A 25,515-nucleotide genomic window follows, 5' to 3' on the forward strand; every position below is an offset into this window, starting at 1 on the left:
GTCATTCCACCGTTGCCCGCAGGTCCGGACACCGTTGGAATGGCATGCCGCTGAGCGGCCTTCAGCGCTCCCGGTGAACCTGCCGGCGCCACCGCATCCCAGCGCCGCCGTTCCACAACCGGAGACATCCGCATGAGCATGTTCAACAAAGTCACCAAGACCTTCCAGTGGGGACCGCACCAGGTCACGATGGAAACCGGCGAGATCGCGCGCCAGTCCACCGGCGCCGTGGTCGTCGACATCGAGGGCACGGTGGTGCTGGCCACCGTCGTCGCCCGCACCGAGGCCAAGGCCGGCCAGGACTTCTTCCCGCTGACCGTCGACTACATCGAGAAGACCTATGCCGCCGGCAAGATCCCGGGCAGCTTCTTCAAGCGCGAAGGCCGCCCGAGCGAGCTGGAAACGCTGACCTCGCGCCTGATCGACCGTCCGATCCGTCCGCTGTTCCCCGAGGGCTTCTTCAACGAAGTCCAGGTCGTCATCCACGTGCTGAGCCTGAACCCCGAGGTGCAGGCCGACATCGCCGCGATGATCGCCACCAGCGCCGCGCTGTCGGTCTCGGGCATCCCGTTCAACGGCCCGATCGGCGCCGCGCGCGTCGGCTACATCAATGGCGAGTACGTGCTGAACCCGGGCAAGACTCTGCTCGCCGATTCGAAGATGGACCTGGTCGTCGCCGGCACCGAAGCCGCGGTGCTCATGGTCGAATCCGAAGCCGACCAGCTGAGCGAGGAAGTGATGCTGGGCGCCGTGGTCTTCGGCCATGAGCAGGGCAACATCGCGGTCAACGCCATCCACGAGCTGGTGCGCGATGCCGGCAAGCCCGAGTGGCAATGGCAGGCCCCGGCGAAGAACGAGCCGTTCATCGCCAAGGTGAACGAGCTGGCCGAAGGCCCGCTGCGCGCGGCCTACCAGATCCGCAGCAAGCAGGCCCGCACGCAGGCCTGCCGCGAAGCCAGCGCCAATGTGATGGCCGCGCTGAAGGCCGAGGGCCTCGAGTTCGACAAGGTCGAGGTCGAAGGCCTGCTGTTCGAGATCGAGGCGCGCATCGTGCGGAGCCAGATCCTCGCCGGGGAGCCGCGCATCGACGGCCGCGACACCCGCACGGTGCGCCCGATCGAGATCCGCACCGGCGTGTTGCCGCGCACCCACGGCTCGGCGCTGTTCACGCGCGGCGAGACCCAGGCGCTGGTGATCGCCACGCTGGGCACCGACCGCGACGCGCAGCGCATCGACGCGCTGGCCGGCGAGTTCGAGGAGCGCTTCATGCTCCACTACAACATGCCCCCGTTCGCCACCGGCGAGACCGGCCGCGTCGGCAGCCCGAAGCGGCGCGAGATCGGCCACGGCCGCCTCGCCAAGCGCGCACTGATTGCGGCGCTGCCGAGCAAGGAAGACTTCCCGTACTCGATCCGCGTGGTCTCCGAGATCACCGAGTCCAACGGCTCGTCGTCGATGGCCTCGGTGTGCGGTGGCTGCCTGAGCCTGATGGACGCCGGCGTGCCGATGAAGGCGCACGTGGCCGGCATCGCGATGGGCCTGATCAAGGAAGGCAACCGCTTCGCGGTGCTGACCGACATCCTGGGCGACGAGGATCACCTCGGCGACATGGACTTCAAGGTGGCCGGCACCACCGCCGGCGTGACGGCCCTGCAGATGGACATCAAGATCCAGGGCATCACGAAGGAGATCATGCAGGTCGCGCTGGCCCAGGCCAAGGAAGCCCGCATGCACATCCTCGGCAAGATGCAGGAAGCCGTGGGCGAGGCCAAGACCGAGGTCTCGCAGTTCGCGCCGCGCCTCTACACGATGAAGATCAACCCGGAGAAGATCCGCGACGTGATCGGCAAGGGCGGCGCGACCATCCGCGCGCTGACCGAAGAAACCGGCACGACGATCGACATCGCCGAAGACGGCACGATCACCATCGCCTCGACCGACGCCGACAAGGCGGCGCACGCGAAGAAGCGCATCGAGGAGATCACCGCCGAGGCCGAGATCGGCAAGGTCTACGAAGGCCCGGTCACCAAGATCCTGGACTTCGGTGCGCTGGTCAACATCCTGCCCGGCAAGGACGGCCTCCTGCACATCAGCCAGATCGCGCACCAGCGGGTCGAGAAGGTCACCGATTTCCTGGAGGAAGGCCAGATCGTCAAGGTCAAGGTGCTCGAGACCGACGAGAAGGGTCGCATCAAGCTGTCGATGAAGGCGCTGCTCGACAAGCCCGAGGGCTACGAGGAAGAGCGTTTCGAGCGCGCACCGCGCGGTGACCGTCCCGAGCGCGGCGAGCGTCGTGACCGAGGCGATCGTCCGCCGCGCCGCGAGCGCAGCGAGCGTCCGGAACGTGCCGAGAGCGCGCCCCGTGAGGCCGAAGGCGGCGTGGAGGCTGACAGCGACAGCCATGGCGCGGCCGTGTCAGCGCCGGCGCCCGCGCCCGCGGCCGAGCCGCAAGGCAACGATCCGCAGCAGTCCTGAGCGGCGGGAGCAGACGCCATGCGTGCGATCGGACTCAACGGCTTTGGTGCGCCCGAGGTGCTGGTCGAGACCACGCGTCCCGATCCGGTGCCCGGTGCCGGCGAGATGCTGGTCAGGGTCAGTGCTTCCGGCATCAACCGGCCGGACGTGCTCCAGCGCAAGGGCGCCTATGCCCCGCCTCCGGGGGCCTCTGATCTGCCGGGTCTGGAGATCGCCGGCACGGTGGAAGACGGTGACGCGACCGCGCTGGCCGCAGCCGGCTTCAAGATCGGCGACCGCGTGTGCGCGCTGGTCGCCGGCGGCGGCTATGCCGAGCTTTGCGTGGTGCCGATTCCGCAGGCGCTGCCGGTGCCTGCGGGCTTGACGGATGTCGAGGCCGCGAGCCTGCCCGAGACCTTCTTCACCGTCTGGTCCAACGTGTTCGATCGCGGTCGCTTGCAGGCCGGCGAAACGCTGCTGGTCCAGGGCGGCTCCAGCGGCATCGGCGTCACCGCGATCCAGCTGGGCAAGGCTTTCGGTGCGCGCGTCATCGTCACCGCCGGCAGCGACGACAAGGTCGCCGCCTGCTGCGCACTCGGCGCCGATGTCGGCATCAACTACAAGACGCAGGACTTCGTCGCCGAGGTCAAGGCGGCCACCGATGGCAAGGGTGCCGACGTGGTGCTGGACATGGTGGCCGGGGCCTATGTCGCGCGCGAAGTGCAGTGCCTGGCCGACGATGGCCGCATCGTGATCATCGCGGTGCAGGGTGGCACGAAGAGCGAGGTCAATGCGGGCGAGGTGCTGCGTCGGCGCCTCACGATCACCGGTTCCACGCTGCGTCCGCGTCCGGTCGCGTTCAAGGGTGCGATCGCGGCGTCGCTGCGCACGCACGTGTGGCCGCTGATCGAGGCCGGACGCATCAAGCCGGTCATCAACAAGGTGTTCCCCGCCGCGCAGGCTGCCGCCGCGCACGCGTTGATGGAGTCCAGCGAGCACGTCGGCAAGATCGTGCTCGACTGGAAGGCTTGAAGGAGACGTGATGAGCGCGCGACGCAAACTCGTGGCCGGCAACTGGAAGATGCACGGCAGCCACTCGGCCAATGCCGAACTGCTGGCGGGCATCACCGGTGCGCGGCCCTTCGCCTGCGACGTGGCGGTGTGCGTGCCGTTTCCGTACCTCTCGGAAACCGCGGTGGCACTGGCCGCCAGCGACATCCGCTGGGGTGCGCAGGACTGCTCGGCGCACGACCAGGGCTCGTACACGGGCGAGGTCTCGGTCGGCATGCTGGCCGAGTTCGGTTGCCGCTACGTCATCGTCGGTCACAGCGAGCGCCGCCAGTACCACCAGGAAAGCGACCAGCTGGTGGCCGACAAGGCCCGGGCCGCGCTGGCGCGCGGCATAACGCCCATTGTGTGCGTAGGCGAGACGCTGGCGCAGCGCGAGGCCGGTGAGACCGATGCGGTGGTCAAGCGCCAGCTCTCGGCAGTGATCCACACCTTGGGTCATTGCGCCGGCGAGATGGTCGTGGCCTACGAGCCGGTGTGGGCCATTGGCACCGGCCGCACCGCCACGCCGGAGCAGGCCCAGGCCGTGCACGCGCTGCTGCGCGCGCAGCTGCAGGCCGCCACGGCGCATGCGGCGGGCATGAAGATTCTTTACGGCGGCAGCGTCAAGCCCGACAACGCGGCCACGCTGTTCGCGCAGCCCGACATCGATGGCGGGCTGATCGGCGGTGCCAGCTTGAAGGCCGCCGACTTCGTCGCCATCTGCCGCGCCGCCGCGTGATCTCGCGGCAGCGCGCTTTCTAGGATTCAGGAGAAAACACAACATGCAGATCTGGATGAACCTGGTGCTGGTGCTCCAGTTGCTGGCCGCGCTGGGCATGATCGGCCTGGTGCTGGTGCAGCACGGCAAGGGGGCCGACATGGGCGCCTCGTTCGGCAGCGGCGCCTCGGGCAGCCTGTTCGGTGCCAGCGGCAGCGCGAACTTCCTGTCGCGCTCGACCGCCATCTGCGCGGCGGTCTTCTTCATCTGCACGCTGGCGATGGCCTACTTCAACAGTGGCGACAACGCGCGTGCACCGGCCGCCAGCGCGAACACCAGCGTGCTCGACCGCGTGGCACCGGCCGCGAGCGCGGCTTCGGCTCCTGGCGGTGCGGCGATCCCGTCCGTGGCGGCGCCTGCCGCATCGCAGGCCGCGCCGGCAACGGCGGCATCCGCGGGTGCCATTCCGGCCAAGTGAGGCCGCGCGCCGGCGGCCGTCTTGCGTCGGCGCAAAGCACCAGCCCTTGCGTAGCGCAGGCCCATCATTTGCCTGGCACCCCGGGGAAACGTGAACATTTCGGATTAGAATCTTTGGCTGTTCAGGGCGCTATTCCTCATGCCACCTGAACGCCTGATGGCCCTGGCGCGTATGCCGTGGGTTCATCAAGATGCCGTCGTGGTGAAATTGGTAGACACGCTATCTTGAGGGGGTAGTGGCGAAAGCTGTGCGAGTTCGAGTCTCGCCGACGGCACCAGGTTCATCGAGGTTCAGGTCCTTATCCGGTGCCTGGCTTCGAGCGCCCTGCAGGCAGGGAGCATCAAGGGCGCTCCGCAGGCAACATCCGATGTTGCGGGCGGCGCGCCATTTTCATGGCCGGATCTGTTTCTGACCTCACGCCCTCACGCCGACCATGGACCTGCAACAGTACCTCCCTGTCATCCTGTTCATCCTGGTCGGTGTCGGTGTCGGCGTCGCGCCGCAGGTGCTGGGGTTCGTGTTCGGCCCCAACCGGCCGGATGCCCAGAAGAACAGCCCCTATGAGTGCGGCTTCGAAGCCTTCGAAGACGCCCGCATGAAGTTCGACGTTCGCTACTACCTGGTGGCGATCCTGTTCATCCTGTTCGATCTCGAGATCGCCTTCCTCTTCCCGTGGGCCGTGTCGCTGAAGGACATCGGCGGCACCGGCTTCTGGGCGATGATGATCTTCCTGGCGATCCTCGTCGTCGGTTTCATCTACGAGTGGAAGAAGGGCGCGCTGGACTGGGAATGAGCGGCAGCGTCGTCACAGCACACGGGGATTCCAGTCATGGGTATTGAAGGCGTTCTGAAGGAAGGCTTCGTCACCACCTCGGTCGACAAGCTGATCAACTGGTCCAAGACCGGTTCGTTGTGGCCGATGACCTTCGGCCTCGCCTGCTGCGCGGTGGAGATGATGCATGCGGGCGCCGCGCGTTATGACATCGACCGTTTCGGCATGCTGTTCCGGCCCAGCCCGCGGCAAAGCGACCTGATGATCGTGGCGGGCACGCTGTGCAACAAGATGGGCCCGGCGCTGCGCAAGGTGTACGACCAGATGGCCGAGCCGCGCTGGGTGCTGAGCATGGGCTCCTGCGCCAACGGCGGCGGCTACTACCACTACAGCTACTCGGTGGTGCGCGGCTGCGATCGCATCGTGCCGGTGGACGTGTACGTGCCGGGCTGCCCGCCGACGGCGGAAGCCTTGCTCTACGGCATCCTGCAGCTGCAGGCCAAGATCCGCCGTGAAAACACGATTGCGCGGGCCTGACCATGACGCAGCGCCTCGACACCCTGCAAGCCGCACTGCAAGCCGCCCTTGGCGACACCATCAAGAGCCTGAAGCGCGAGCGTGGCGAGATCACGATCACCGTGGCCGCCGATGACTACCTCGGCGCCGCGAAGACACTGCGCGACGACAAGGCACTGAAGTTCGAGCAGCTGATCGACCTCTGCGCGCTCGACTACAGCAGCTACAAGGACCAACCCTGGGAGGGGCCGCGCTACTGCGTGGTGTCGCACCTGCTGTCGGTGAGCCTGAACTGGCGCGTGCGCCTGAAGGTGTTCGCGCCAGACGACGACGTGCCGGTGGTCGCTTCGCTCAACGAGCTCTGGAGCTCGGCCAACTGGTTCGAGCGCGAGGCCTTCGACATGCTGGGCGTCATCTTCGATGGTCACGTCGACCTGCGCCGCATCCTCACCGACTATGGCTTCATCGGCCACCCGCTGCGCAAGGACTTTCCGGTGTCGGGCCACGTCGAGATGCGCTATGACGCCGAGCAGAAGCGCGTGATCTACCAGCCGGTGACGATCGAGCCGCGCGAGATCACGCCACGCATCATCCGCGAAGACAACTACGGCGGTCTGCACTGAGTCCGGACCACAACCATGGCTGAGATCAAGAACTACACGCTGAACTTCGGCCCGCAGCACCCTGCGGCGCACGGCGTCCTGCGCCTCGTGCTCGAGCTGGATGGCGAAGTCATCCAGCGTGCCGACCCGCACATCGGCCTGCTGCACCGCGCCACCGAGAAGCTGGCCGAGAGCAAGACCTTCATCCAGTCGCTGCCGTACATGGACCGTCTCGACTACGTGTCGATGATGTGCAACGAGCATGCGTACTGCCTGGCGATCGAGAAGCTGCTGGGCATCGAGGTGCCGGTTCGCGCGCAGTACATCCGCGTGATGTTCGCCGAGATCACCCGCCTGCTGAACCACCTGCTGTGGCTCGGCTGCCATGGCCTGGACTGCGGCGCGATGAACATGCTGATCTACTGCTTCCGCGAGCGGGAAGATCTGTTCGACATGTACGAGGCCGTGTCCGGCGCGCGCATGCACGCGGCCTACTTCCGCCCGGGCGGCGTGTACCGCGACCTGCCGGACGTGATGCCGCAGTACAAGGTCAGCAAGATCAAGAACGAGCGGGCCATCAAGGCGCTGAACGCCAACCGCGGTGGCTCGCTGCTCGACTTCATCGACGACTTCGCGCAGCGCTTCCCCGGCATGGTCGACGAATATGAAACCCTGCTCACCGACAACCGCATCTGGAAGCAGCGCACCGTGGGCATTGGCGTCGTCAGCCCCGAGCGTGCGTTGAGCCTGGGCTTCACCGGGGCGATGCTGCGCGGCTCGGGCATCGCCTGGGACCTGCGCAAGAACCAGCCCTACGACGTCTACGACAAGATGGACTTCGACATCCCGCTGGGGGTGAACGGCGATACCTACGACCGCTACCTGGTGCGGGTCGAGGAGATGCGCCAGTCCAATCGCATCATCCGCCAGTGCGTGGAGTGGCTGCGCAAGAACCCGGGCCCGGTGATCACCGACAACCACAAGGTGGCGCCGCCGCCGCGTGTGGACATGAAGTCCAACATGGAAGAGCTGATCCACCACTTCAAGCTCTTCACCGAAGGCTTCCACGTGCCCGAGGGCGAGGCCTATGCGGCGGTCGAGCACCCGAAGGGCGAGTTCGGCATCTACCTCGTCAGCGACGGCGCGAACAAGCCCTACCGCCTGAAGATCCGGGCGCCCGGATTTGCCCACCTGGCCGCGCTCGACGAGATGTCGCGCGGCCACATGATTGCCGATGCCGTGGCCATCATCGGCACGATGGACATCGTGTTTGGCGAGATCGACAGATGACGCTTTCCGACGCAACCCGCGCGCGCTTCGCGCGTGAAGTGGCCAAGTACCCGGCCGACCAGAAGCAGTCGGCCGTGATGGCCTGCCTGTCCATCGTGCAACAGGAGCAGGGCTGGGTCTCGGCCGAGGCCGAGGCCGCCGTGGCCGACTACCTCGGCATGCCGGCGATCGCGGTGCACGAGGTCACCACGTTCTACAACATGTACAACCAGCAGCCGGTGGGGCAGTTCAAGCTCAACGTCTGCACCAACCTGCCGTGCCAGTTGCGTGACGGGCAGAAGGCGCTCGAGCACCTGTGCCACAAGCTCGGCATCGAGGACGGCGGCACCACGCCGGACGGGCTGTTCACGGTGCAGAAGTGCGAGTGCCTCGGCGCCTGCGCCGACGCGCCGGTGATGCTGGTCAACGACCGCCAGATGGTCAGCTACATGAGCAACGACCGGCTCGACCAGCTGATCGACACCTTGAAGGCGCAGGCCAAGTGAGCGCGACCATGCTGGACCTGTCGAAGTTTCAAGCCAAGGGTGTGGAGACCTGCTTCCACGACCGCCACATCAATCCGCAGATCTATGCCGGGCTGGACGGCAGCAACTGGCGCCTGAAGGACTATGAAGCGCGCGGCGGCTACCAGGCCTTGCGCAAGATCCTGGCCGCTGATGGTGCAAGTTCGGGCGGCATGACCCCCGACCAGGTGATTGCCGAAGTCAAGGGTTCCGGCCTGCGCGGCCGCGGTGGTGCCGGCTTCCCCACCGGCCTGAAGTGGAGCTTCATGCCGCGGGCGCTGCCGGTGCAGAAGTACCTGGTGTGCAACAGCGACGAAGGCGAGCCCGGCACCTGCAAGGACCGCGACATCCTCGCCTACAACCCGCACATCGTGATCGAGGGCATGATCATCGCGGCCTACGCGATGGGCATCTCGGTCGGCTACAACTACATCCACGGCGAGATCTTCGAGATCTACGAACGCTTCGAACAGGCGCTCGAGGAAGCCCGCGCCGCCGGCTACCTGGGCAACAACATCCTCGGTTCGGGCTACAGCTTCCAGCTGCATGCGCACCATGGTTTCGGCGCCTACATCTGCGGCGAGGAAACCGCGCTGCTCGAATCGCTGGAAGGCAAGAAGGGCCAGCCGCGCTTCAAGCCGCCGTTCCCGGCCAGCTTCGGCCTCTATGGCAAGCCGACGACGATCAACAACACCGAGACCTTTGCCGCGGTGCCCTGGATCATCCGCAACGGCGGCCAGGCCTACCTCGAGTGCGGCAAGCCGAACAACGGCGGCACCAAGATCTTCTCGATGGTCGGTGACGTCGAGCGTCCGGGCAACTACGAGATCCCGCTGGGCACGCCGTTCGCGAAGATCCTCGAACTCGCCGGCGGCGTGAAGGGCGGCAAGAAGCTCAAGGCGGTGATCCCCGGCGGCTCGTCCGCGCCGGTGCTGCCGGCCGCGGTGATGATGGACTGCACGATGGATTACGACTCCATCGCCAAGGCCGGCTCGATGCTGGGCTCGGGCGCGGTGATCGTGATGGACGAGACCCGCTGCATGGTCAAGAGCCTGCTGCGCCTGTCCTACTTCTACACCCATGAATCCTGCGGCCAGTGCACGCCGTGCCGCGAGGGCACCGGCTGGCTGTGGCGCCTGGTCAACCGCATCGAGCATGGCGAAGGTCGCGCCGATGACCTGGCGCTGCTCGATTCGGTGGCCGAGAACATCATGGGCCGCACCATTTGCGCGTTGGGCGATGCAGCGGCGATGCCGGTGCGCGGGATGCTGAAGCATTTCCGCGACGAATTCGTGCATCACATCGAGCACAAGCGCTGCGTTGTGCCTGCGTACGTCTAATCCGAGCCGCACATGATCGAAATCGAACTCGACGGCAAGAAGGTCTCGGTGTCCGAAGGCAGCATGGTGATGCATGCGGCCGACGCTGCCGGCACCACCATTCCGCACTTCTGCTACCACAAGAAGCTCAGCATCGCGGCCAACTGCCGCATGTGCCTGGTGGACATCGAGAAGGCGCCCAAGCCGATGCCGGCCTGCGCCACGCCGGTCACGCAGGGCATGATCGTCCGTACCAAGAGCGACAAGGCGCTGAAGGCGCAGAAGTCGGTGATGGAGTTCCTGCTCATCAATCACCCGCTCGACTGTCCGATCTGCGACCAGGGCGGCGAATGCCAACTGCAGGACCTGGCCGTCGGCTACGGCGGCAGTGCTTCGCGCTACCAGGAAGAGAAGCGCGTCGTGTTCCACAAGAACGTCGGCCCGCTGATCTCGATGGAAGAGATGAGCCGCTGCATCCACTGCACCCGTTGCGTGCGTTTCGGCCAGGAAGTGGCCGGGATCATGGAACTGGGCATGCAGCACCGTGGCGAGCACAGCGAGATCAGCACCTTCGTCGGCCAGTCGGTCGATTCCGAGCTGTCGGGCAACATGATCGACATCTGCCCGGTCGGCGCGCTCACCAGCAAGCCCTTCCGCTATTCGGCCCGGACCTGGGAGCTGTCGCGCCGCAAGAGCGTGAGCCCGCATGATTCGACCGGCGCGAACCTCATCGTGCAGGTCAAGAACAACCAGGTGATGCGCGTCGTCCCGCTCGAGAACGAGGACGTCAACGAATGCTGGATCGCCGACCGTGACCGCTTCAGCTACGAAGCGCTGAACAGCCCGAAGCGGCTGAAGACGCCGATGATCAAGCAGGGCGGCCAATGGAAGGCCGTCGACTGGAACACCGCACTCGGCTACGTGGCCGATGGCCTGAAGCGGGTGAAGGCCGAGCACGGCACGGCAGCGATCGGCGCCGTGGCCTCGCCGCACCGCACGGTGGAGGAACTGCACCTGCTGGCCAAGCTGGTGCGGGGCTTCGGCAGCCAGAGCATCGACGTGCGCACGCGCCATGCCGATTTCGCGAATGCCGCGCCGGCGGGCCAGGCGCGCTGGCTCGGCCAGAGCATCGCGTCGCTGTCCAGCCTGGACCGCGCGTTCGTCGTCGGCTCGTTCCTGCGCAAGGACCATCCGCTGTTCGCGCAGCGCATCCGCCAGGCCGCGCGCAAGGGCGCCCAGGTGCTGAGCCTGAATGCCGTGCATGACGACTGGGCGCTGCCCGTGGCCGTGCGCCTGACCGCCGCACCGAGCGGCTGGGCCCAGGCACTCGCTGACATTGCGGGTTATGTCGCCACGGCCAAGGGCGTTGCGGCACCGGCCAACGCGCTGGTGAACGCCCCGGCGCAGGCGGTGGCCAACGCGCTGCTGTCCGGCGAGCGCAAGGCCATCCTGCTCGGCAATGCCGCCGCGCAGCACCCGCAGGCCGGCCTGCTGCTGGCCCTGGCGCAGTGGATCGGCGTGCACACCGGCGCCTCGGTCGGCTATCTCGGCGAGGCTGCCAACAGCGTCGGCGCCCAGTTGGTCAATGCGCTGCCGGGCGAGGGCGGGCTGAATGCCGGCCAGATGCTGAGCCAGCCGATGAAGGCGCTGCTGCTGCTGGATGTCGAGCCTGCGCTCGATGCGGCCGATGCCGCGGCAGCAAGGGCTGCGATGGCCGGTGCCGGCCTGGTCGTTGCGCTGACCTCCTTCGAGGATGCCGCGGTCGAAAACGCCGACGTGCTGCTGCCGATTGCCCCGTTCACCGAGACCGCGGGCACCTTCGTCAATGCCGAAGGCCGCGTGCAGGGTTTCCACGGCGTGGTCAAGCCGCTGGGCGAGACGCGTCCGGCCTGGAAGGTGTTGCGCGTGCTCGGCAACCTGCTGGGCCTGGCCGGCTTCAACCAGGAGACGGCCGACGAGGTGCGTGCCGAGGCACTGGGCGACGAGGCGACCGTGGCAGCGCGCCTGACCAACCGGAGCGATGTCGCCATCACGCTGCCGGCCGCCGCATCCGGCGCGCTCGAGCGCATTGCCGATGTGCCGATCTACAGCGCCGACGCGCTGGTGCGGCGCGCCGGCTCGCTGCAGCAAACGGCCGATGCGCGTGCGCCGGTGGTCAGCGTCAGCAGCGTGCAATGGCAGCAGTTGGGCCTGCAGGCGGGCCAGAAGCTGCGCGTCTCGCAAGGCGGGGCCAGTGCCGTGCTGCCGGTGCGTGAGGACGCGACGCTTGCGCCGCTGGCGGTCAGGGTGCCGGCCGGTCATCCCGACACCGCCGGCCTGGGCGCGATGTTCGGCCCGATCAGCATCGAGAAGGCCTGAGCATCATGATCGACCAACTCAACCAATACGGCCTGCAGCTGTTCGGCGGTCCGGTGTGGCCGATGGTCTGGCAGGTGATCTGGACCCTGGTCAAGATCGTCGTGCTGGTGCTGCCGCTGATGGGCTGCGTGGCCTACCTGACCTTGTGGGAACGCAAGGCCATCGGCTGGACGCAGATCCGCCCGGGGCCGAACCGTGTCGGTCCCTTCGGCCTGCTGACGCCGATTGCCGATGCGGTGAAGCTGATCTTCAAGGAGATCATCCGCCCGTCGGCCGCCAACAAGGGCCTGTTCTTCCTCGGCCCGGTGATGACGATCATGCCGGCGCTGGTGGCCTGGGCCGTGATTCCCTTCGGCCCGGACGTGGCGGTGGCCAACATCAATGCCGGCCTGCTGTTCCTGATGGCGATCACCTCGCTAGAGGTCTACGGCGTCATCATCGCGGGCTGGGCCTCGAACTCCAAGTATGCGTTCCTCGGTGCACTGCGCGCTTCCGCTCAGATGGTGAGTTACGAGATCGCGATGGGCTTCGCGCTGGTCGTGGTGCTGATGGTCAGCGGTTCGCTGAACATGACCGACATCGTGATGGGGCAGGGCAAGGGCTTTGCCGCGCAGCACGGCCTGGGCATCTTCTCCTGGAACTGGCTGCCGCTGTTTCCCATCTTCCTCGTCTACTTCATCTCCGGCCTGGCCGAGACCAACCGCCACCCGTTCGACGTGGTGGAAGGCGAATCGGAGATCGTCGCCGGCCACATGATCGAGTACTCGGGCATGTCGTTCGCGATGTTCTTCCTGGCCGAGTACGCCAACATGTGGCTGGTGTCGGTGCTGACCGTGGTGATGTTCCTCGGTGGCTGGCTGCCGCCGATCGACAGCGCGCTGTTCAACTGGATCCCCGGCTGGATCTGGCTCGGACTCAAGACCTTCGTGGTGGTCACGATGTTCCTGTGGGTGCGCGCCACCTTCCCGCGCTACCGCTACGACCAGATCATGCGCCTGGGCTGGAAGATCTTCATCCCGGTCACGCTGGTGTGGCTGGTGGTGGTGGGCCTGTGGATGCAGACGCCCTTCAACATCTGGAAGTAATCTGCCATGGCTTCCGCATCTCTCAAAGACTATGTCTCCAGCTTCATGCTGCTGGAGCTGCTCAAGGGCCTGAAGCTGACCGGGCGGCACTTCTTCCAGAAGAAGATCACCGTGCAGTTCCCGGAGGAGAAGACGCCGCTGTCGCCACGCTTCCGCGGCCTGCACGCGCTGCGCCGCTATGAGAACGGCGAGGAGCGCTGCATCGCCTGCAAGCTGTGCGAGGCGGTGTGCCCGGCCATGGCGATCACGATCGAATCCGACGTGCGCGCCGACGGCAGCCGCCGCACGACGCGCTACGACATCGACCTGACCAAGTGCATCTTCTGCGGCTTCTGCGAGGAGAGCTGCCCGGTCGATTCGATCGTCGAGACGCACATCTTCGAATACCACGGCGAGAAGCGCGGCGACCTGTACTTCACCAAGGACATGCTGCTCGCCGTCGGCGACCGCTACGAGAAAGACATCGCCGCCAACAAGGAGGCCGACGCGAAGTACCGCTGACGCCCTTTCGCTGCCCGCACCGCGCGCCATCTGGTTCGAAGCGCGCAGGCAGGGCTCCGGAGGAGCGCGGTCACCCGCCGCATTACCCATGAACACCATCGGCGCACTTTTCTATCTGTTCTCCGCGGTGCTGCTGTTCGCCTCGTTCCGTGTCATCACGGCGAAGAGCACAGTGCACGCGGCCCTGTACCTGGTGCTGGCGTTCGCCAATGCCTCGGTGATCTGGATGCTGCTGAAGGCGGAGTTCCTCGCCATCGCGCTGGTGCTGGTCTACGTCGGCGCCGTGATGGTGTTGTTCCTCTTCGTCGTGATGATGCTCGACCTGAAGGGCGACGAGTTCCGTGAGGGCTTCTGGAAGCACCTGCCGCTGGCCGGCATGATCGGCGCGGTGATCGCGCTGGAAATGGCGCTGGTGCTGATGCGCGGCTTCCAGCTCACCGAGGTGCCGGCGCTCGACCCGGCGCTGGCCAAGCTGGGCAATACCCGCATGCTCGGCATCGAGGTCTACACCAAGTACCTGTACCCGCTGCAGGTGGCCGCGGTGCTGCTGCTGGTGGCCATCGTCGCGGCCATCGCGCTGACGCTGCGCCGCCGCAAGGACAGCCGCTACCAGGACCCGTCGCAGCAGGTGCTGGCCCGCAAGGCCGACCGCCTGCGCATCGTGAAGATGTCGCCGGTGATCGAGGTGCCCGCTGCGCCGGCGGTGCCGGCCGCCGCGCCCGCTGCACCGGCCGCTGGAGAGAAGAAATGAGCCTCGGTCCCATCACGCTCGGCCACTACCTCTCGCTGGGTGGCCTGCTGTTCGCGCTGTCGGTGATCGGCATCTACCTGAACCGGCGCAACCTCATCGTGCTGCTGATGGCAATCGAGCTGATGCTGCTGGCGGTGAACCTGAACTTCGTCGCCTTCTCGCACTACCTCGGCGACATGGCCGGTCAGGTCTTCGTGTTCTTCATCCTCACGGTGGCGGCCGCCGAGTCGGCGATCGGCCTGGCCATCCTGGTGGTGCTGTTCCGCAACCGCGCCACGATCAATGTCGAAGAGCTCGACGCGCTGAAGGGCTGACCGCGACATGGCAACTCAACTGACGCAAAACCTGCTGCTCACGGTGCCGCTGGCACCGTTGGTCGGCGCCGTGATCGCGGGCTTCTTCGGCAAGACCATCGGTCGCCGCGGCGCTCACATCGTGACGATCCTGGGCGTGCTGGTCTCGTTCATCGTCTCGGCGATGGTGCTGAAGGCAGTGGCCACCGAAGGTGCACGTTTCAACGCCACCGTCTACGAGTGGATGGTGCTGGGCGGCCTGAAGATGGAGGTCGGCTTCCTGGTCGACGGGCTGACCGCGATGATGATGTGCGTGGTGACCTTCGTGTCGCTGATGGTGCACATCTACACCATCGGCTACATGGAGGAAGACCCGGGCTACCAGCGCTTCTTCTCGTACATCTCGCTGTTCACCTTCTCGATGTTGATGCTCGTGATGAGCAACAACTTCCTGCAGCTGTTCTTCGGCTGGGAAGCCGTGGGCCTGGTGTCCTACCTGCTGATCGGCTTCTGGTACAAGAAGCCGAGCGCGATCTTCGCGAACCTGAAGGCCTTCCTGGTGAACCGGGTCGGTGACTTCGGCTTCATCCTCGGCATCGGCCTGATCGTCACCTTCGCCGGCACGCTGAGCTACGCGGAAGCCTTCGCCAAGGGGCCCGAACTGGCCAAGCTGATGTTCCCGGGCACCGACTGGATGCTGCTGTCGGTGACCTGCATCTGCCTGTTCATCGGCGCGATGGGCAAGAGCGCGCAGTTCCCGCTGCATGTCTGGCTGCCTGATTCGATGGAAGGCCCGACGCCGATCTCCGCGCTGATCCACGCCGCGACGATGGTGACGGCCGGCATCTTCATGGTTGCGCGCATGTCGCCGCTGTTCGAGCTGTCGGACACCGCGCTGAACTTCGTGCTGGTGATCGGCGCGATCACGGCCCTCTTCATGGGCTTCCTGGGCATCATCCAGAACGACATCAAGCGCGTCGTCGCGTACTCCACGCTCTCGCAGCTGGGCTACATGACGGTCGCGCTCGGCGCATCGGCCTATTCGGTGGCGGTGTTCCACCTGATGACGCACGCCTTCTTCAAGGCGCTGCTCTTCCTGGGCGCGGGCTCGGTGATCATCGGCATGCACCATGACCAGGACATCCGCAACATGGGCGGCCTGCGCAAGTACATGCCCATCACCTGGATAACCTCGCTGCTGGGCTCGCTGGCGCTGATCGGCACGCCGTTCTTCTCGGGCTTCTACTCGAAGGACTCGATCATCGAGGCGGTGCATGCCAGCCACCTGCCCGGCGCGCACTTCGCGTATGCCGCGGTGGTGATCGGCGTCTTCGTCACGGCCTTCTACTCGTTCCGGATGTACTTCCTGGTCTTCCATGGCAAGGAGCACTTCCATCACAAGCCCTTCCCGCCGGAAGACGACCACGGGCACGACGACCATGGGCACGCCCATGAGCCGCACGAGAGCCCGTGGGTTGTGACGGCGCCGCTGGTGCTGCTGGCGATCCCCTCGGTGGTGATCGGCTTCCTGACGATCCAGCCGATGCTGTTCGGCGACTTCTTCAAGGACGCGATCTTCGTGAACCACGAAGCGCATCAGGCAATGGAGGAACTGGGCAAGGAATTCCACGGCGCCACCGCGATGGCCTTGCATGCCTTCACCAGCCTGCCGTTCATCCTGGCCGCCGCCGGCCTGGTCACCGCCTACCTGTTCTACATGGTGATGCCCAGCGTGCCGGCCACGATCGCGCGCGTGCTGTCGCCGATCATCAAGATCCTCGAGAACAAGTACTACATGGACTGGATCAACGAGCATGTGTTCGCCGCCGGCGCACGCCTGCTGGGCATGGGCCTGTGGAAGGGCGGCGACCAGGCGCTGATCGACGGCGCGCTGATCAACGGATCGGCCCGCGCAGTGGGCGGCTTCGCCAGCCTGACGCGGCTGGTGCAGTCGGGCTACCTGTACTGGTATGCGCTGGTGATGCTGCTGGGCGTGTTCGGCCTGCTGACCTGGCAGCTGTGGCCCACCTTGTCCGGCCTGGTCGGTCGCTGATGGACAGCCGAGAACAACGGGCGGGCGGAGAACAACAATGGGTCTTCTGAGTGTTTCGATCTGGCTGCCGATCGCCTTCGGCTGCCTGCTGCTGGCGCTGGGGCGCGACGACAAGCCGGGCATGGTGCGCGGCGTCGCGCTGCTCGGCGCGATCGTCAGCTTCCTGGTCACGATCCCGCTGATCACCGGTTTCGACACCGCCAGCGCCGCGCTGCAGTTCCAGGAAAACCTGCCCTGGATCCAGCGCTTCAATGTGCGCTACCACCTGGGCGTGGATGGCATCTCGGTGTGGTTCGTGCTGCTCACCGCGTTCATCACCGTGATCGTCGTGATCGCGGCCTGGGAGGTCATCACCGAGCGCGTGGCCCAGTACATGGGCGCGTTCCTGATCCTCTCGGGCCTGATGGTCGGGGTGTTCTGCGCCGCCGACGGCCTGCTCTTCTACGTCTTCTTCGAGGCCACGCTGATCCCGATGTACATCATCATCGGCATCTGGGGTGGCCCGCGGCGCGTCTACGCGGCCTTCAAGTTCTTCCTGTACACGCTGCTCGGCTCGCTGCTGATGCTGGTGGCCCTGGTCTACCTGTACTACAAGAGCGGTGGCAGCTTCGAGATCGCCGCCTGGCACAAGCTGCCGCTGCCAATGACGGCGCAGACCCTGCTGTTCTTCGCGTTCTTCGCGGCGTTCTCGGTCAAGGTGCCGATGTGGCCGGTGCACACCTGGCTGCCCGATGCGCACGTCGAGGCGCCCACCGGCGGCTCGGTGGTGCTGGCGGCCATCATGCTGAAGCTGGGCGCCTACGGCTTCCTGCGCTTCTCGATGCCGATCGCGCCCGACGCCAGCCATGAGTACGCCTGGTTCATCATCGCGCTGAGCCTGATCGCGGTGATCTACATCGGCCTGGTGGCGCTGGTGCAGCAGGACATGAAGAAGCTGGTGGCGTATTCGTCGATCGCGCACATGGGCTTCGTCACACTGGGCTTCTTCATCTTCAGCGAGCTCGGCATCTCGGGCGGCCTGGTGCAGATGATCTCCCACGGTTTCGTCTCCGGTGCGATGTTCCTGGCCATCGGCGTGCTGTACGACCGCGTGCATTCGCGCGAGATCGCCACCTATGGCGGCGTCGTCAACACCATGCCCAAGTTCGCGGCCTTCGCGCTGTTCTTCGCGATGGCCAATTGCGGCCTGCCGGGCACCGGCGGCTTTGTCGGGGAATGGATGGTCATCCTCGGCACCGTGAAGACCAGCTTCTGGCTGGCCGCGCTGGCCGCCACGGCGCTGATCTTCGGCGCGGCCTACACGCTGTGGATGTACAAGCGCGTCTACTTCGGCGACGTCACCAACGATGCGGTGCGCACGCTCACCGACATCAATGCCCGCGAGTTCGGCGTGATGGCCGCACTGGCGATTGCCACGCTCTGGATGGGCGTGTACCCCAAGCCTTTCACCGACGTGATGCACAGCTCGGTCAGCCAGCTGATCGCGCATGTGCAGGTCTCGAAGCTGAAGTGAAGCTCACGCGCGGATGAACAACATGCTCCCGATGAACTGGCTGGTCGTCTACCCCGAGGCGCTGCTGCTGATTGCGGCCTGCGCCGTGGCGCTGGTGGACCTGTACGTCACCGACCCGCAGCGCCGCCCCACCTTCTGGCTCACGCAGATCAGCCTGGCCGCGGTGGCCGGCCTGCATTTCGCGTACTTCGACGCCGGCTTCACGGTCTACGGCATGCAGCGCATGGTCGTGACCGACCCGATGGGCCACCTGCTGGGTGGCTTCGCCGCGCTGGCCACGATGATCACCGTGGCCTATGCGCAGCCGTACATCGCTTCGCGCGAGATGCTCAAGGGCGAGTTCTTCGTGCTCTCGATGTTCTCGCTGCTCGGCATCTCGGTGATGGTGGGGGCGAACAACTTCCTGGTGGTGTACCTGGGCCTCGAGCTGATGAGCCTGTCGCTGTACGCGCTGGTTGCGCTGCGCCGCGACCACGGCGTGTCCACCGAGGCGGCGATGAAGTACTTCGTGCTGGGCGCGCTCGCCTCCGGCTTCCTGCTCTATGGCCTGTCGATGATGTACGGCGCCACCGGCTCGCTGGACATTCCGCGCGTGTTCGACGTCATCGGCAAGGGTGCCGTCAACCAGCAGGTGCTGGTGTTCGGCGTCGTCTTCATCGTCTCCGGCCTGGCCTTCAAGCTCGCCGCCGCGCCGTTCCACATGTGGGTGCCTGACGTCTACCAGGGCGCGCCCACCGCGGTGACGATGCTGATCGGCGGCGCGCCCAAGCTGGCGGCCTTCGCGATCATGATGCGCCTGCTGGTCGAGGGCCTGCTGGGCCTGGCGGTCGACTGGCAGCAGATGCTGGTGGTGCTGGCCGTCACCTCGCTGGTGATCGGCAATTTGGCCGCCATTGCGCAGACCAACCTCAAGCGCATGCTGGCCTACTCGACCATCGCGCAGATGGGCTTCATGCTGCTGGGCATGACGGCCGGCGTGGTCAGTGGCAACACGCTGTCGGCCGGCAATGCCTACAGCTCGGCGATGTTCTACACCATCAACTACGTGCTGACGACGCTGGGTACCTTCGGGCTGATCACCTACCTGGCGCGGCAGGGCTTCGAGAGCGAGGAAATCGCCGACCTCGCCGGCCTGGGCAAGCGTTCGCCCTGGGTCGCCGGCGTGATGACGATCTTCATGTTCTCGCTTGCCGGCATCCCGCCGATGATCGGCTTCTATGCCAAGTTCGCGATCCTGCAGGCGCTGGTCACGACCAACATCGGCGGCTACATCGTGCTGGCGGTGGTGGCGGTGCTGCTCTCGCTGATCGGTGCCTTCTACTACCTGCGCGTCGTCAAGGTGATGTACTTCGACGAGCCGACCGACGCCAGCGTGCCGGTGCAGAGTCAGGGCATCAGTGCGCTGCTGGCGGTCAACGGGCTGTCCGTGCTGGTGCTGGGCCTGTTGCCGGACGGCCTGATGGCGATGTGCCGCGACGCGATCCTGAAGACCCTGGCCACCTGATCTCCGCCGCCGCATCGTGCCGATGCGGATAAAGTCGGCTGTATGAAGGTGTTCAACCTGCGCTGTGCGCATGGCCACGGCTTCGAAGGCTGGTTTGCATCAGAGCAGGACTATGCCGATCAAAGCGCACGCGGCTTGGTCAACTGCCCGCTGTGCGCCGACAGCGCGATCGAGCGCCTGCCCTCGGCGCCGCGATTGAACCTGTCCGGCGCACGCGAGCAAGCGGCCCAACCCGGCCCGGTGGTGCAGCCGGGGCCCGAAGCGTCGATGGAAGCGATGTGGCTGCAGGCGGTGCAGCATGTGCTGCGCAGCACCGAGGACGTCGGCGCGCGCTTTTCCGAAGAGGCCCGGCGCATCCACTACGGCGAGAGCGAGCGTCGCGGCATCCGCGGCCAGGCCACCGACGAGCAGCGGGCCGAACTGGCGGACGAGGGCATCGAGGTGATGCAGTTCCCGCTGCCCAAGGGCCTGGACGGCCCCACGCACTGAGCCCGGCTGGGTTGGGCTGGCCTGGCGCCTGCGGCGCTACAGCACCCGGCCCGGGTTCAGTCGATTGTGCGGATCGAGCGCCTGCTTGATCGCCCGCATCATCCCCAACGCCACCGGCGACTTGCGCGCAGCCAGGTCCTCGCGCTTGAGCGCGCCGATGCCATGCTCGGCCGAGAACGAGCCGGCGCGGCGCTGCACCGCGTCGAACACCAGCCGATTGATCGCATGCTCGTGCCGCGCCAGGAACTGGTCCGGCGGTGTGCCGACCGGCGCCTGCACGTTGTAGTGCAGGTTGCCGTCGCCCAGGTGGCCGAAGTTGACCAGGCGCACGCCCGGGAAGGCTGCTTGCAGTGCGGCGTCGGTGTGCTCGCAGAACTCGGGGATCGCCGACACCGGCAAGGCAATGTCGTGCTTGACGTTCAGGCCTTCCTCGCTCTGCGCCAGCGGGATCGATTCGCGCAGGTGCCACAGCGCGGCCGACTGGGCCAGGCTCTCCGCCACCGCGGCATCGGTGATCAGGCCGTCTTCCAGCGTGGCTTCCAGCAGCGCCTCGAAGCGTTCGCGCGCGCGCGCTTCGCCTTCGGTGTCGGCATATTCCAGCAGCACCGTCCAGGGCGAAGGGGGCAAGGGCTGCGGCAGCTGCGGGAAGTGCTGGCGCACCAGCTGGAGCGCGAACTCGCCCATCACCTCGAAGCCGGTGAGTCCGGCGCCTAACATCGATTGGGCGCGGCCCAGCAGCTGCACGCCATTGGCCAGGCTGGCACAGCTGGCCAGTGCAGTCAGGCTGGCGGCCGGCCGGGGGTGGAGCTTCAAGGTGGCCGCGGTGATCACGCCCAGCGTGCCCTCGCTGCCGATGAACAGGTCGCGCAGGTCGTAGCCGGTGTTGTCCTTGCGCAGGCCGCTCAGGCCATCCCAGACCTCCCCCTGCGCGGTGACGACCTCCAGCCCCAGGCACAGCTCGCGCGCATTGCCATAGCGCAGCACCTGCGTGCCGCCGGCATTGGTGGCCAGGTTGCCACCGATGGTGCAGCTGCCCTCGGCGGCCAGGCTCAGCGGGAACAGCAGGCCGGCGTCGGCCGCGGCCTGCTGCAGGGCCTGCAGCACCATGCCGGCCTCGACGGTGATCGTCAGGTTCGCGGCATCGAGCCGTCGCATGCGGTTCATGCGGCCCAGGCTCAGCAGCACCTGCCGTCCGCTGGCATCGGGCACGCCGCCACCGACCAGTCCGGTATTGCCGCCCTGGGGCACGATGCTCGCGCCGTGCGCGGCGCACAGCTGCAGCACGCGCGCCACCTCGGCGGTGCTGCCGGGGCGCACCACCGCCAGCGCCTTGCCGCGCCAGCGCTTGCGCCAGTCCAGCTCCCAGGCGCTCAGGTCGCCGTCGCTCAGCACCTGGGCCGGGCCCACTGCGTCGCGCAGCGCGGCCAGCAGGGCGTGATCGCTCATGGCTTGTTCCTCCGTTTCGCCTGTTGCAGGCGCCAGCGCACATGCAGTGCGCAGGCGGCGAACAGCAGCACGCACAGCGCCACCTCACCCCAGGCCAGCGCCACCACCAGGCCGGTGCTGCTGGTTGCGCGCACGACACCTTCGGTGAAGTAAAGCCACACCAGCAGACTGACCCAGCGGTAGGTGTAGAGCCGGTGCTTCAGCAGGCCTGCCAGCGGCAATGCCAGCGGCAGCACCTTCAAGGCCCAGGTGCGCTGGCCGGTGGGCGCGAGCCACAGTTCCCAGGCCAGCCCCAGCACGATGAGCGCCAGCAGGCAGCCGACCGCCAACGCGCGTGTGAGGCGGACGATGGGATCGGGCGAGCCGCCACCGAAGGACGTGGCGGGCGAATCGGCAGAGGGGGGGGCCACGGCGGTGGGCAGGGCGGGAGGCAGGGGCACGGCTGGCATGATAGCCAGATGGCCATCTCGGACCTCGTACTGCTGCGCATGCGGCGACCGCTCGGGCAACTGCTGAGCGTGCTGCGCACCTGGCCCTGGTGGGACACGGTGCGCACGCTGCGCCTGCGCTTCCGCGAAGACCGGCTCGGCCTCACCGCCAGCAGCCTGACCTTCACCACGCTGATCGGGCTGGTGCCGCTGGCCACCGTGACACTGGCGCTGTTCTCGGCCTTCCCGATGTTCGCGCGCTTCCAGGGCGCCCTGCAGCAGTACCTGGTGCAAAGCCTGGTGCCCACCAACATTGCCAAGCCGGTGCTGGACGCGCTGACGCAGTTCGCCGGCAAGGCCAGCCGGCTCGGCAGCGCGGGCCTCATCGTGCTGGTGTTCACCGCGCTCGCGCTGGTCTTCACGATCGACCGCACGCTCAACGGCATCTGGCGAGTCTCGAAGCCGCGGCCGCTGGCGCAGCGCGTGCTGGTGTACTGGGCTGCGTTGACGCTCGGCCCGCTGGTGCTGGGCGCGAGCCTGACGCTCACGTCCTATGCTGTTTCCGCCGGCCGGGGCCTGGTCAACGAACTGCCGGGCGGGTTGGCCTTCCTGCTCGGCCTGATCGAGTTCGTGCTGCTGTCGGCCGGCATGTCGGCGCTGTTCCGCTACGTGCCGAACACCCACGTGCGGCCCCAGCATGCCTGGGCCGGCGGCTTGTTCGTGGCGGCCGGTTTCGAGATCGCCAAGCGCGTGCTGGCCTGGTATGTCGCGGTGGTGCCCACCTACTCGGTGGTCTACGGTGCCTTTGCCACCGTGCCGATCCTGCTGCTGTGGATCTACCTCGGCTGGGTCATCGTGCTGCTGGGCGCGGTGATCGCGGCCTATGCACCGAGCCTGGCGATGCGGGTGGTGCGCCTGCCCGAGCGGCCGGGCCAGCGCTTCGCGCTCGCGGTGTCGGTGCTGCGATTGCTGCAGGCGGCCCGCGGGCACGACAAGCGCGGGCTGACGCTCGAAGCCATCGCCGGTGCGCTGCGCGTCGATCCGCTGCAGGTCGAGCCGGTGCTCGACACTCTGGTGGCGATGGACTGGTGCGGCCGCCTGGACGAGGAGGGCGCCAAGCGTCATGTGCTGCTGATCGACCCGGCCGCCGTCAGTGCCGAGCCCTTGGTCGACCGGCTGCTGCTGGCCGAGCACCAGAGCACGCTGGCCTTTCGGCGCCAGGCGGGCCTGGGACGGATGACGGTGGCCGAACTGCTGGGCTGACGCCGTGCCGTGCCGGGCCCGTGCTGGCCCGTGCAGCAGGCCATCGGGGATAATGCTGCGCTCGTGAACACGCCTGTCCGCCCGCCGCGGCCGCCGCGTTCCGCCGCCGCGCCGCCGGCAGCGTCACCGAAACCGCCGCGCCGCGCGCCGCCTTCGGGACCCCGGCCGGCCCCTCGTCCGGCGAACCCGGTTCCCGCCATCCACTACCCCGAATCGCTGCCGGTCTCCAGCCGGCGCGAGGAGATTGCGCGCGCGCTGCGCGAGCACCCGGTCATCATCGTCTGCGGCGAAACCGGCTCGGGCAAGACCACGCAGCTGCCGAAGATTGCGCTCGAGCTCGGCCGTGGCCTGGGTGCCGGCGGCCGAGGTCTGATCGGCCACACGCAACCGCGGCGCATTGCGGCCTCCAGCGTGGCCAAGCGCATCGCCGAGGAACTCAACTCGCCGCTGGGCGAGGTGGTGGGCTACAAGGTGCGCTTCCAGGACCGGCTGCAGCCCGGTGCCTCGGTGAAGCTGATGACCGACGGCATCCTGCTCGCCGAGACGCAGACCGACCCCGACCTGCGCGCCTACGACACGCTGATCATCGACGAGGCGCACGAGCGCAGCCTGAACATCGATTTCCTCCTCGGGTACCTGCGCCAGCTGCTGCCGCGCCGGCCGGACCTGAAGATCATCGTCACCTCGGCGACCATCGATGCCGATCGCTTTGCGCGTCATTTCGCGAGCATTCGCGGTCCGGCGCCGGTGATCCAGGTCTCGGGCCGGCTGTTCCCGGTCGAGCAGCGCTGGCGCCCCTTCGAGGACTCGCGCGACTACGGCCTCGACGAAGCGATTGCCGATGCGGTGGACGAACTCTGGCGCGAAGGCTCGGGCGACATCCTCGTGTTCCTGCCCGGCGAGCGCGAGATCCGCGAGGCGGCCGACCACCTGCGCAAGCACCTCGCGCAGCAGCACCGCAGCGGGCCGCAGCCGGACATCCTGCCGCTGTTCGCGCGGCTGTCGCAGGCCGAGCAGGACCGCGTGTTCGAGTCCGGCAACGGCCGCCGCATCGTGCTGGCCACCAACGTGGCCGAGACCTCGCTGACGGTGCCGGGCATCCGCTACGTCATCGATTCAGGGCTCGCGCGGGTCAAGCGCTACAGCTACCGCAACAAGGTCGAGCAACTGCAGGTCGAGCCCATCAGCCAGGCCGCGGCCAACCAGCGCGCCGGCCGCTGCGGCCGTGTAGCCAACGGCATCTGCATCCGGCTGTACGACGAGAAGGACTTCGCCGGCCGCACGCCGTTCACCGACCCCGAGATCCTGCGCTCGTCGCTGGCCGGCGTGATCCTGCGCATGAAGAGCCTGCACCTGGGCTCGGTCGAACAGTTCCCCTTCCTCGAGCCGCCCCGCGCGAAGGCCATCGCCGACGGCTACGCGCTGCTCGGCGAGCTGAACGCGGTGGACGACGACAACGAGCTCACGCCGATCGGTCGCGAGCTGGCCAAGCTGCCGCTGGATCCGCGCGTCGGCCGCATGATCCTCGAGGCGCGCGACCGCCAGGCGCTGAGCGAGGTGCTGGTGATAGCGTCGGCGATGAGCGTCCAGGACGTGCGCGACCGGCCGCTCGAGCAGGCCCAGGCCGCCGACGAGAAGCACAAGAAGTTCGACGACGAGAAGAGCGAGTTCAGCGGCTACCTGAAGCTGTGGCAATGGCTGGAGGACGCAAAGGGCGGACACGGCGAACACAGGTTGAGCCACCGCAAGCAGGAGCAGCTGCTGCGCGAGCACTTCGTCAGCCCGCGCCGCGTGCGCGAGTGGCGCGACATCCACACCCAGCTGCACACGGTGGTCGCTGAACACGGCTGGCGGCTGAATGGCGCGCCGGCCACCTACGAACAGCTGCACCTGTCGCTGATGGCCGGCTTGCTGGGCAACATCGGCTGCAAGAGCGATGACGAGGAGTGGTACCTCGGCGCGCGCGGCATCAAGTTCTGGCGTCATCCGGGCGCGCACCTGAGCAAGAAGCCCGGCCGCTGGCTGATGGCGGCCGAACTGGTGGAGACCACGCGGCTCTATGGCCGCGGCCTGGCGCAGATCGAGCCGCAATGGATTCCCGGCATCGCCGGTCACCTGCTGAAGACGCA

23 protein-coding genes and 1 tRNA gene are annotated in these 25,515 nt (G+C 67.0%); 22 read left to right on the forward strand and 2 right to left on the reverse strand.

All coding sequences use genetic code 11. From position 1 onward, the window contains the following. Positions 1-132 precede the first annotated feature (132 nt). From pnp to ACILR4_RS09960, 20 genes are all read left to right on the forward strand, one after another. Positions 133-2,475: a polyribonucleotide nucleotidyltransferase gene (gene pnp / locus ACILR4_RS09865; RefSeq protein ID WP_395700675.1), complete on the forward strand. Its 2,343-nt coding sequence runs from the start codon at positions 133-135 to the stop codon at positions 2,473-2,475. An 18-nt stretch (positions 2,476-2,493) separates the two neighbouring features. Further along, positions 2,494-3,486: an NAD(P)H-quinone oxidoreductase gene (locus tag ACILR4_RS09870; protein WP_395700676.1), complete on the forward strand. Its 993-nt coding sequence runs from the start codon at positions 2,494-2,496 to the stop codon at positions 3,484-3,486. A 10-nt stretch (positions 3,487-3,496) separates the two neighbouring features. Beyond that, complete coding sequence (tpiA, locus tag ACILR4_RS09875) at positions 3,497-4,243, forward strand: triose-phosphate isomerase (protein WP_395700677.1); 747 nt, start codon at positions 3,497-3,499, stop codon at positions 4,241-4,243. A 43-nt stretch (positions 4,244-4,286) separates the two neighbouring features. Then, the gene (secG, locus tag ACILR4_RS09880; RefSeq protein WP_395700678.1) at positions 4,287-4,700 is read left to right on the forward strand and encodes a preprotein translocase subunit SecG; all 414 of its coding nucleotides are present in this window, start codon (positions 4,287-4,289) and stop codon (positions 4,698-4,700) included. A 192-nt stretch (positions 4,701-4,892) separates the two neighbouring features. After that, positions 4,893-4,977, forward strand: a tRNA-Leu gene (locus ACILR4_RS09885). Positions 4,978-5,133: 156 nt separating this feature from the next. Continuing rightward, entirely contained in the window at positions 5,134-5,493 is a 360-nt protein-coding gene (locus ACILR4_RS09890; protein WP_395700679.1) for an NADH-quinone oxidoreductase subunit A, read from the forward strand. 36 nt (positions 5,494-5,529) lie between these two features. Further along, complete coding sequence (locus ACILR4_RS09895; protein WP_137731778.1) at positions 5,530-6,009, forward strand: NADH-quinone oxidoreductase subunit B family protein; 480 nt, start codon at positions 5,530-5,532, stop codon at positions 6,007-6,009. Between the two features lie 2 nt (positions 6,010-6,011). Next, positions 6,012-6,611, forward strand: a complete 600-nt coding sequence (locus ACILR4_RS09900; RefSeq protein ID WP_395700680.1) for an NADH-quinone oxidoreductase subunit C — start codon at positions 6,012-6,014, stop codon at positions 6,609-6,611. Between the two features lie 15 nt (positions 6,612-6,626). Then, positions 6,627-7,880, forward strand: a complete 1,254-nt coding sequence (locus ACILR4_RS09905) for an NADH-quinone oxidoreductase subunit D (protein ID WP_395700681.1) — start codon at positions 6,627-6,629, stop codon at positions 7,878-7,880. Further along, the gene (gene nuoE / locus ACILR4_RS09910) at positions 7,877-8,365 is read left to right on the forward strand and encodes an NADH-quinone oxidoreductase subunit NuoE (RefSeq protein ID WP_395700682.1); all 489 of its coding nucleotides are present in this window, start codon (positions 7,877-7,879) and stop codon (positions 8,363-8,365) included. The genes ACILR4_RS09905 and nuoE overlap by 4 nt, the downstream gene beginning before the upstream one ends. An 8-nt stretch (positions 8,366-8,373) precedes the next feature. Then, a complete protein-coding gene (gene nuoF, locus ACILR4_RS09915) occupies positions 8,374-9,723 on the forward strand; it encodes an NADH-quinone oxidoreductase subunit NuoF (RefSeq protein ID WP_395700683.1) in 1,350 nt (449 codons plus the stop codon). A 12-nt stretch (positions 9,724-9,735) separates the two neighbouring features. After that, positions 9,736-12,060, forward strand: a complete 2,325-nt coding sequence (nuoG, locus tag ACILR4_RS09920; RefSeq protein WP_395700684.1) for an NADH-quinone oxidoreductase subunit NuoG — start codon at positions 9,736-9,738, stop codon at positions 12,058-12,060. Positions 12,061-12,065: 5 nt separating this feature from the next. Continuing rightward, on the forward strand, positions 12,066-13,145 hold the full coding sequence (gene nuoH / locus ACILR4_RS09925) for an NADH-quinone oxidoreductase subunit NuoH (RefSeq protein WP_395700685.1): 1,080 nt from the start codon (positions 12,066-12,068) through the stop codon (positions 13,143-13,145). Positions 13,146-13,151: 6 nt separating this feature from the next. After that, complete coding sequence (nuoI, locus tag ACILR4_RS09930) at positions 13,152-13,646, forward strand: NADH-quinone oxidoreductase subunit NuoI (protein WP_395700686.1); 495 nt, start codon at positions 13,152-13,154, stop codon at positions 13,644-13,646. An 88-nt stretch (positions 13,647-13,734) separates the two neighbouring features. After that, positions 13,735-14,397: an NADH-quinone oxidoreductase subunit J gene (locus ACILR4_RS09935; RefSeq protein ID WP_395700687.1), complete on the forward strand. Its 663-nt coding sequence runs from the start codon at positions 13,735-13,737 to the stop codon at positions 14,395-14,397. After that, positions 14,394-14,711 (forward strand): NADH-quinone oxidoreductase subunit NuoK, encoded by a 318-nt coding sequence (gene nuoK / locus ACILR4_RS09940; RefSeq protein ID WP_395700688.1) that lies wholly within the window; start codon positions 14,394-14,396, stop codon positions 14,709-14,711. The genes ACILR4_RS09935 and nuoK overlap by 4 nt, the downstream gene beginning before the upstream one ends. A 7-nt stretch (positions 14,712-14,718) precedes the next feature. Then, positions 14,719-16,743: an NADH-quinone oxidoreductase subunit L gene (gene nuoL, locus ACILR4_RS09945; RefSeq protein ID WP_395700689.1), complete on the forward strand. Its 2,025-nt coding sequence runs from the start codon at positions 14,719-14,721 to the stop codon at positions 16,741-16,743. A gap of 37 nt (positions 16,744-16,780) precedes the next feature. Continuing rightward, complete coding sequence (locus ACILR4_RS09950; protein WP_395700690.1) at positions 16,781-18,256, forward strand: NADH-quinone oxidoreductase subunit M; 1,476 nt, start codon at positions 16,781-16,783, stop codon at positions 18,254-18,256. 22 nt (positions 18,257-18,278) lie between these two features. Then, complete coding sequence (nuoN, locus tag ACILR4_RS09955) at positions 18,279-19,760, forward strand: NADH-quinone oxidoreductase subunit NuoN (protein ID WP_395700700.1); 1,482 nt, start codon at positions 18,279-18,281, stop codon at positions 19,758-19,760. Positions 19,761-19,802: 42 nt separating this feature from the next. Next, positions 19,803-20,249, forward strand: a complete 447-nt coding sequence (locus tag ACILR4_RS09960; protein ID WP_395700691.1) for a DUF1178 family protein — start codon at positions 19,803-19,805, stop codon at positions 20,247-20,249. 36 nt (positions 20,250-20,285) lie between these two features. Here the strand turns inward: ACILR4_RS09960 and ACILR4_RS09965 are convergent, their stop codons facing one another. Continuing rightward, positions 20,286-21,695, reverse strand: a complete 1,410-nt coding sequence (locus tag ACILR4_RS09965) for an FAD-binding oxidoreductase (RefSeq protein ID WP_395700692.1) — start codon at positions 21,693-21,695, stop codon at positions 20,286-20,288. Then, complete coding sequence (locus ACILR4_RS09970) at positions 21,692-22,105, reverse strand: DUF2069 domain-containing protein (RefSeq protein ID WP_395700693.1); 414 nt, start codon at positions 22,103-22,105, stop codon at positions 21,692-21,694. Before ACILR4_RS09970 ends, ACILR4_RS09965 begins: the two co-directional genes overlap by 4 nt. 48 nt (positions 22,106-22,153) lie before the next feature. Between ACILR4_RS09970 and ACILR4_RS09975 the strand changes: the two genes are divergently transcribed. After that, entirely contained in the window at positions 22,154-23,386 is a 1,233-nt protein-coding gene (locus ACILR4_RS09975) for a YihY family inner membrane protein (RefSeq protein WP_395700694.1), read from the forward strand. 198 nt (positions 23,387-23,584) lie between these two features. Continuing rightward, positions 23,585-25,515 (forward strand): ATP-dependent RNA helicase HrpA (gene hrpA, locus ACILR4_RS09980; RefSeq protein ID WP_395700701.1); only part of this gene is annotated, 1,931 nt, incomplete at its 3' end.

The organism is Aquabacterium sp. (assembly GCF_044226965.1).
In the GTDB taxonomy this organism is placed as follows: Bacteria; Pseudomonadota; Gammaproteobacteria; order Burkholderiales; family Burkholderiaceae_C; genus Pseudaquabacterium.

Coding starts and splice junctions, on each gene's coding strand:
- pnp (WP_395700675.1), top strand. CDS start 133: ATGAGCATGTTCAACAAAGTCACCAAGACCTTCCAGTGGGGACCGCAC.
- ACILR4_RS09870 (WP_395700676.1), top strand. CDS start 2,494: ATGCGTGCGATCGGACTCAACGGCTTTGGTGCGCCCGAGGTGCTGGTC.
- tpiA (WP_395700677.1), top strand. CDS start 3,497: ATGAGCGCGCGACGCAAACTCGTGGCCGGCAACTGGAAGATGCACGGC.
- secG (WP_395700678.1), top strand. CDS start 4,287: ATGCAGATCTGGATGAACCTGGTGCTGGTGCTCCAGTTGCTGGCCGCG.
- ACILR4_RS09890 (WP_395700679.1), top strand. CDS start 5,134: ATGGACCTGCAACAGTACCTCCCTGTCATCCTGTTCATCCTGGTCGGT.
- ACILR4_RS09895 (WP_137731778.1), top strand. CDS start 5,530: ATGGGTATTGAAGGCGTTCTGAAGGAAGGCTTCGTCACCACCTCGGTC.
- ACILR4_RS09900 (WP_395700680.1), top strand. CDS start 6,012: ATGACGCAGCGCCTCGACACCCTGCAAGCCGCACTGCAAGCCGCCCTT.
- ACILR4_RS09905 (WP_395700681.1), top strand. CDS start 6,627: ATGGCTGAGATCAAGAACTACACGCTGAACTTCGGCCCGCAGCACCCT.
- nuoE (WP_395700682.1), top strand. CDS start 7,877: ATGACGCTTTCCGACGCAACCCGCGCGCGCTTCGCGCGTGAAGTGGCC.
- nuoF (WP_395700683.1), top strand. CDS start 8,374: ATGCTGGACCTGTCGAAGTTTCAAGCCAAGGGTGTGGAGACCTGCTTC.
- nuoG (WP_395700684.1), top strand. CDS start 9,736: ATGATCGAAATCGAACTCGACGGCAAGAAGGTCTCGGTGTCCGAAGGC.
- nuoH (WP_395700685.1), top strand. CDS start 12,066: ATGATCGACCAACTCAACCAATACGGCCTGCAGCTGTTCGGCGGTCCG.
- nuoI (WP_395700686.1), top strand. CDS start 13,152: ATGGCTTCCGCATCTCTCAAAGACTATGTCTCCAGCTTCATGCTGCTG.
- ACILR4_RS09935 (WP_395700687.1), top strand. CDS start 13,735: ATGAACACCATCGGCGCACTTTTCTATCTGTTCTCCGCGGTGCTGCTG.
- nuoK (WP_395700688.1), top strand. CDS start 14,394: ATGAGCCTCGGTCCCATCACGCTCGGCCACTACCTCTCGCTGGGTGGC.
- nuoL (WP_395700689.1), top strand. CDS start 14,719: ATGGCAACTCAACTGACGCAAAACCTGCTGCTCACGGTGCCGCTGGCA.
- ACILR4_RS09950 (WP_395700690.1), top strand. CDS start 16,781: ATGGGTCTTCTGAGTGTTTCGATCTGGCTGCCGATCGCCTTCGGCTGC.
- nuoN (WP_395700700.1), top strand. CDS start 18,279: ATGCTCCCGATGAACTGGCTGGTCGTCTACCCCGAGGCGCTGCTGCTG.
- ACILR4_RS09960 (WP_395700691.1), top strand. CDS start 19,803: ATGAAGGTGTTCAACCTGCGCTGTGCGCATGGCCACGGCTTCGAAGGC.
- ACILR4_RS09965 (WP_395700692.1), bottom strand. CDS start 21,695: ATGAGCGATCACGCCCTGCTGGCCGCGCTGCGCGACGCAGTGGGCCCG.
- ACILR4_RS09975 (WP_395700694.1), top strand. CDS start 22,154: ATGGCCATCTCGGACCTCGTACTGCTGCGCATGCGGCGACCGCTCGGG.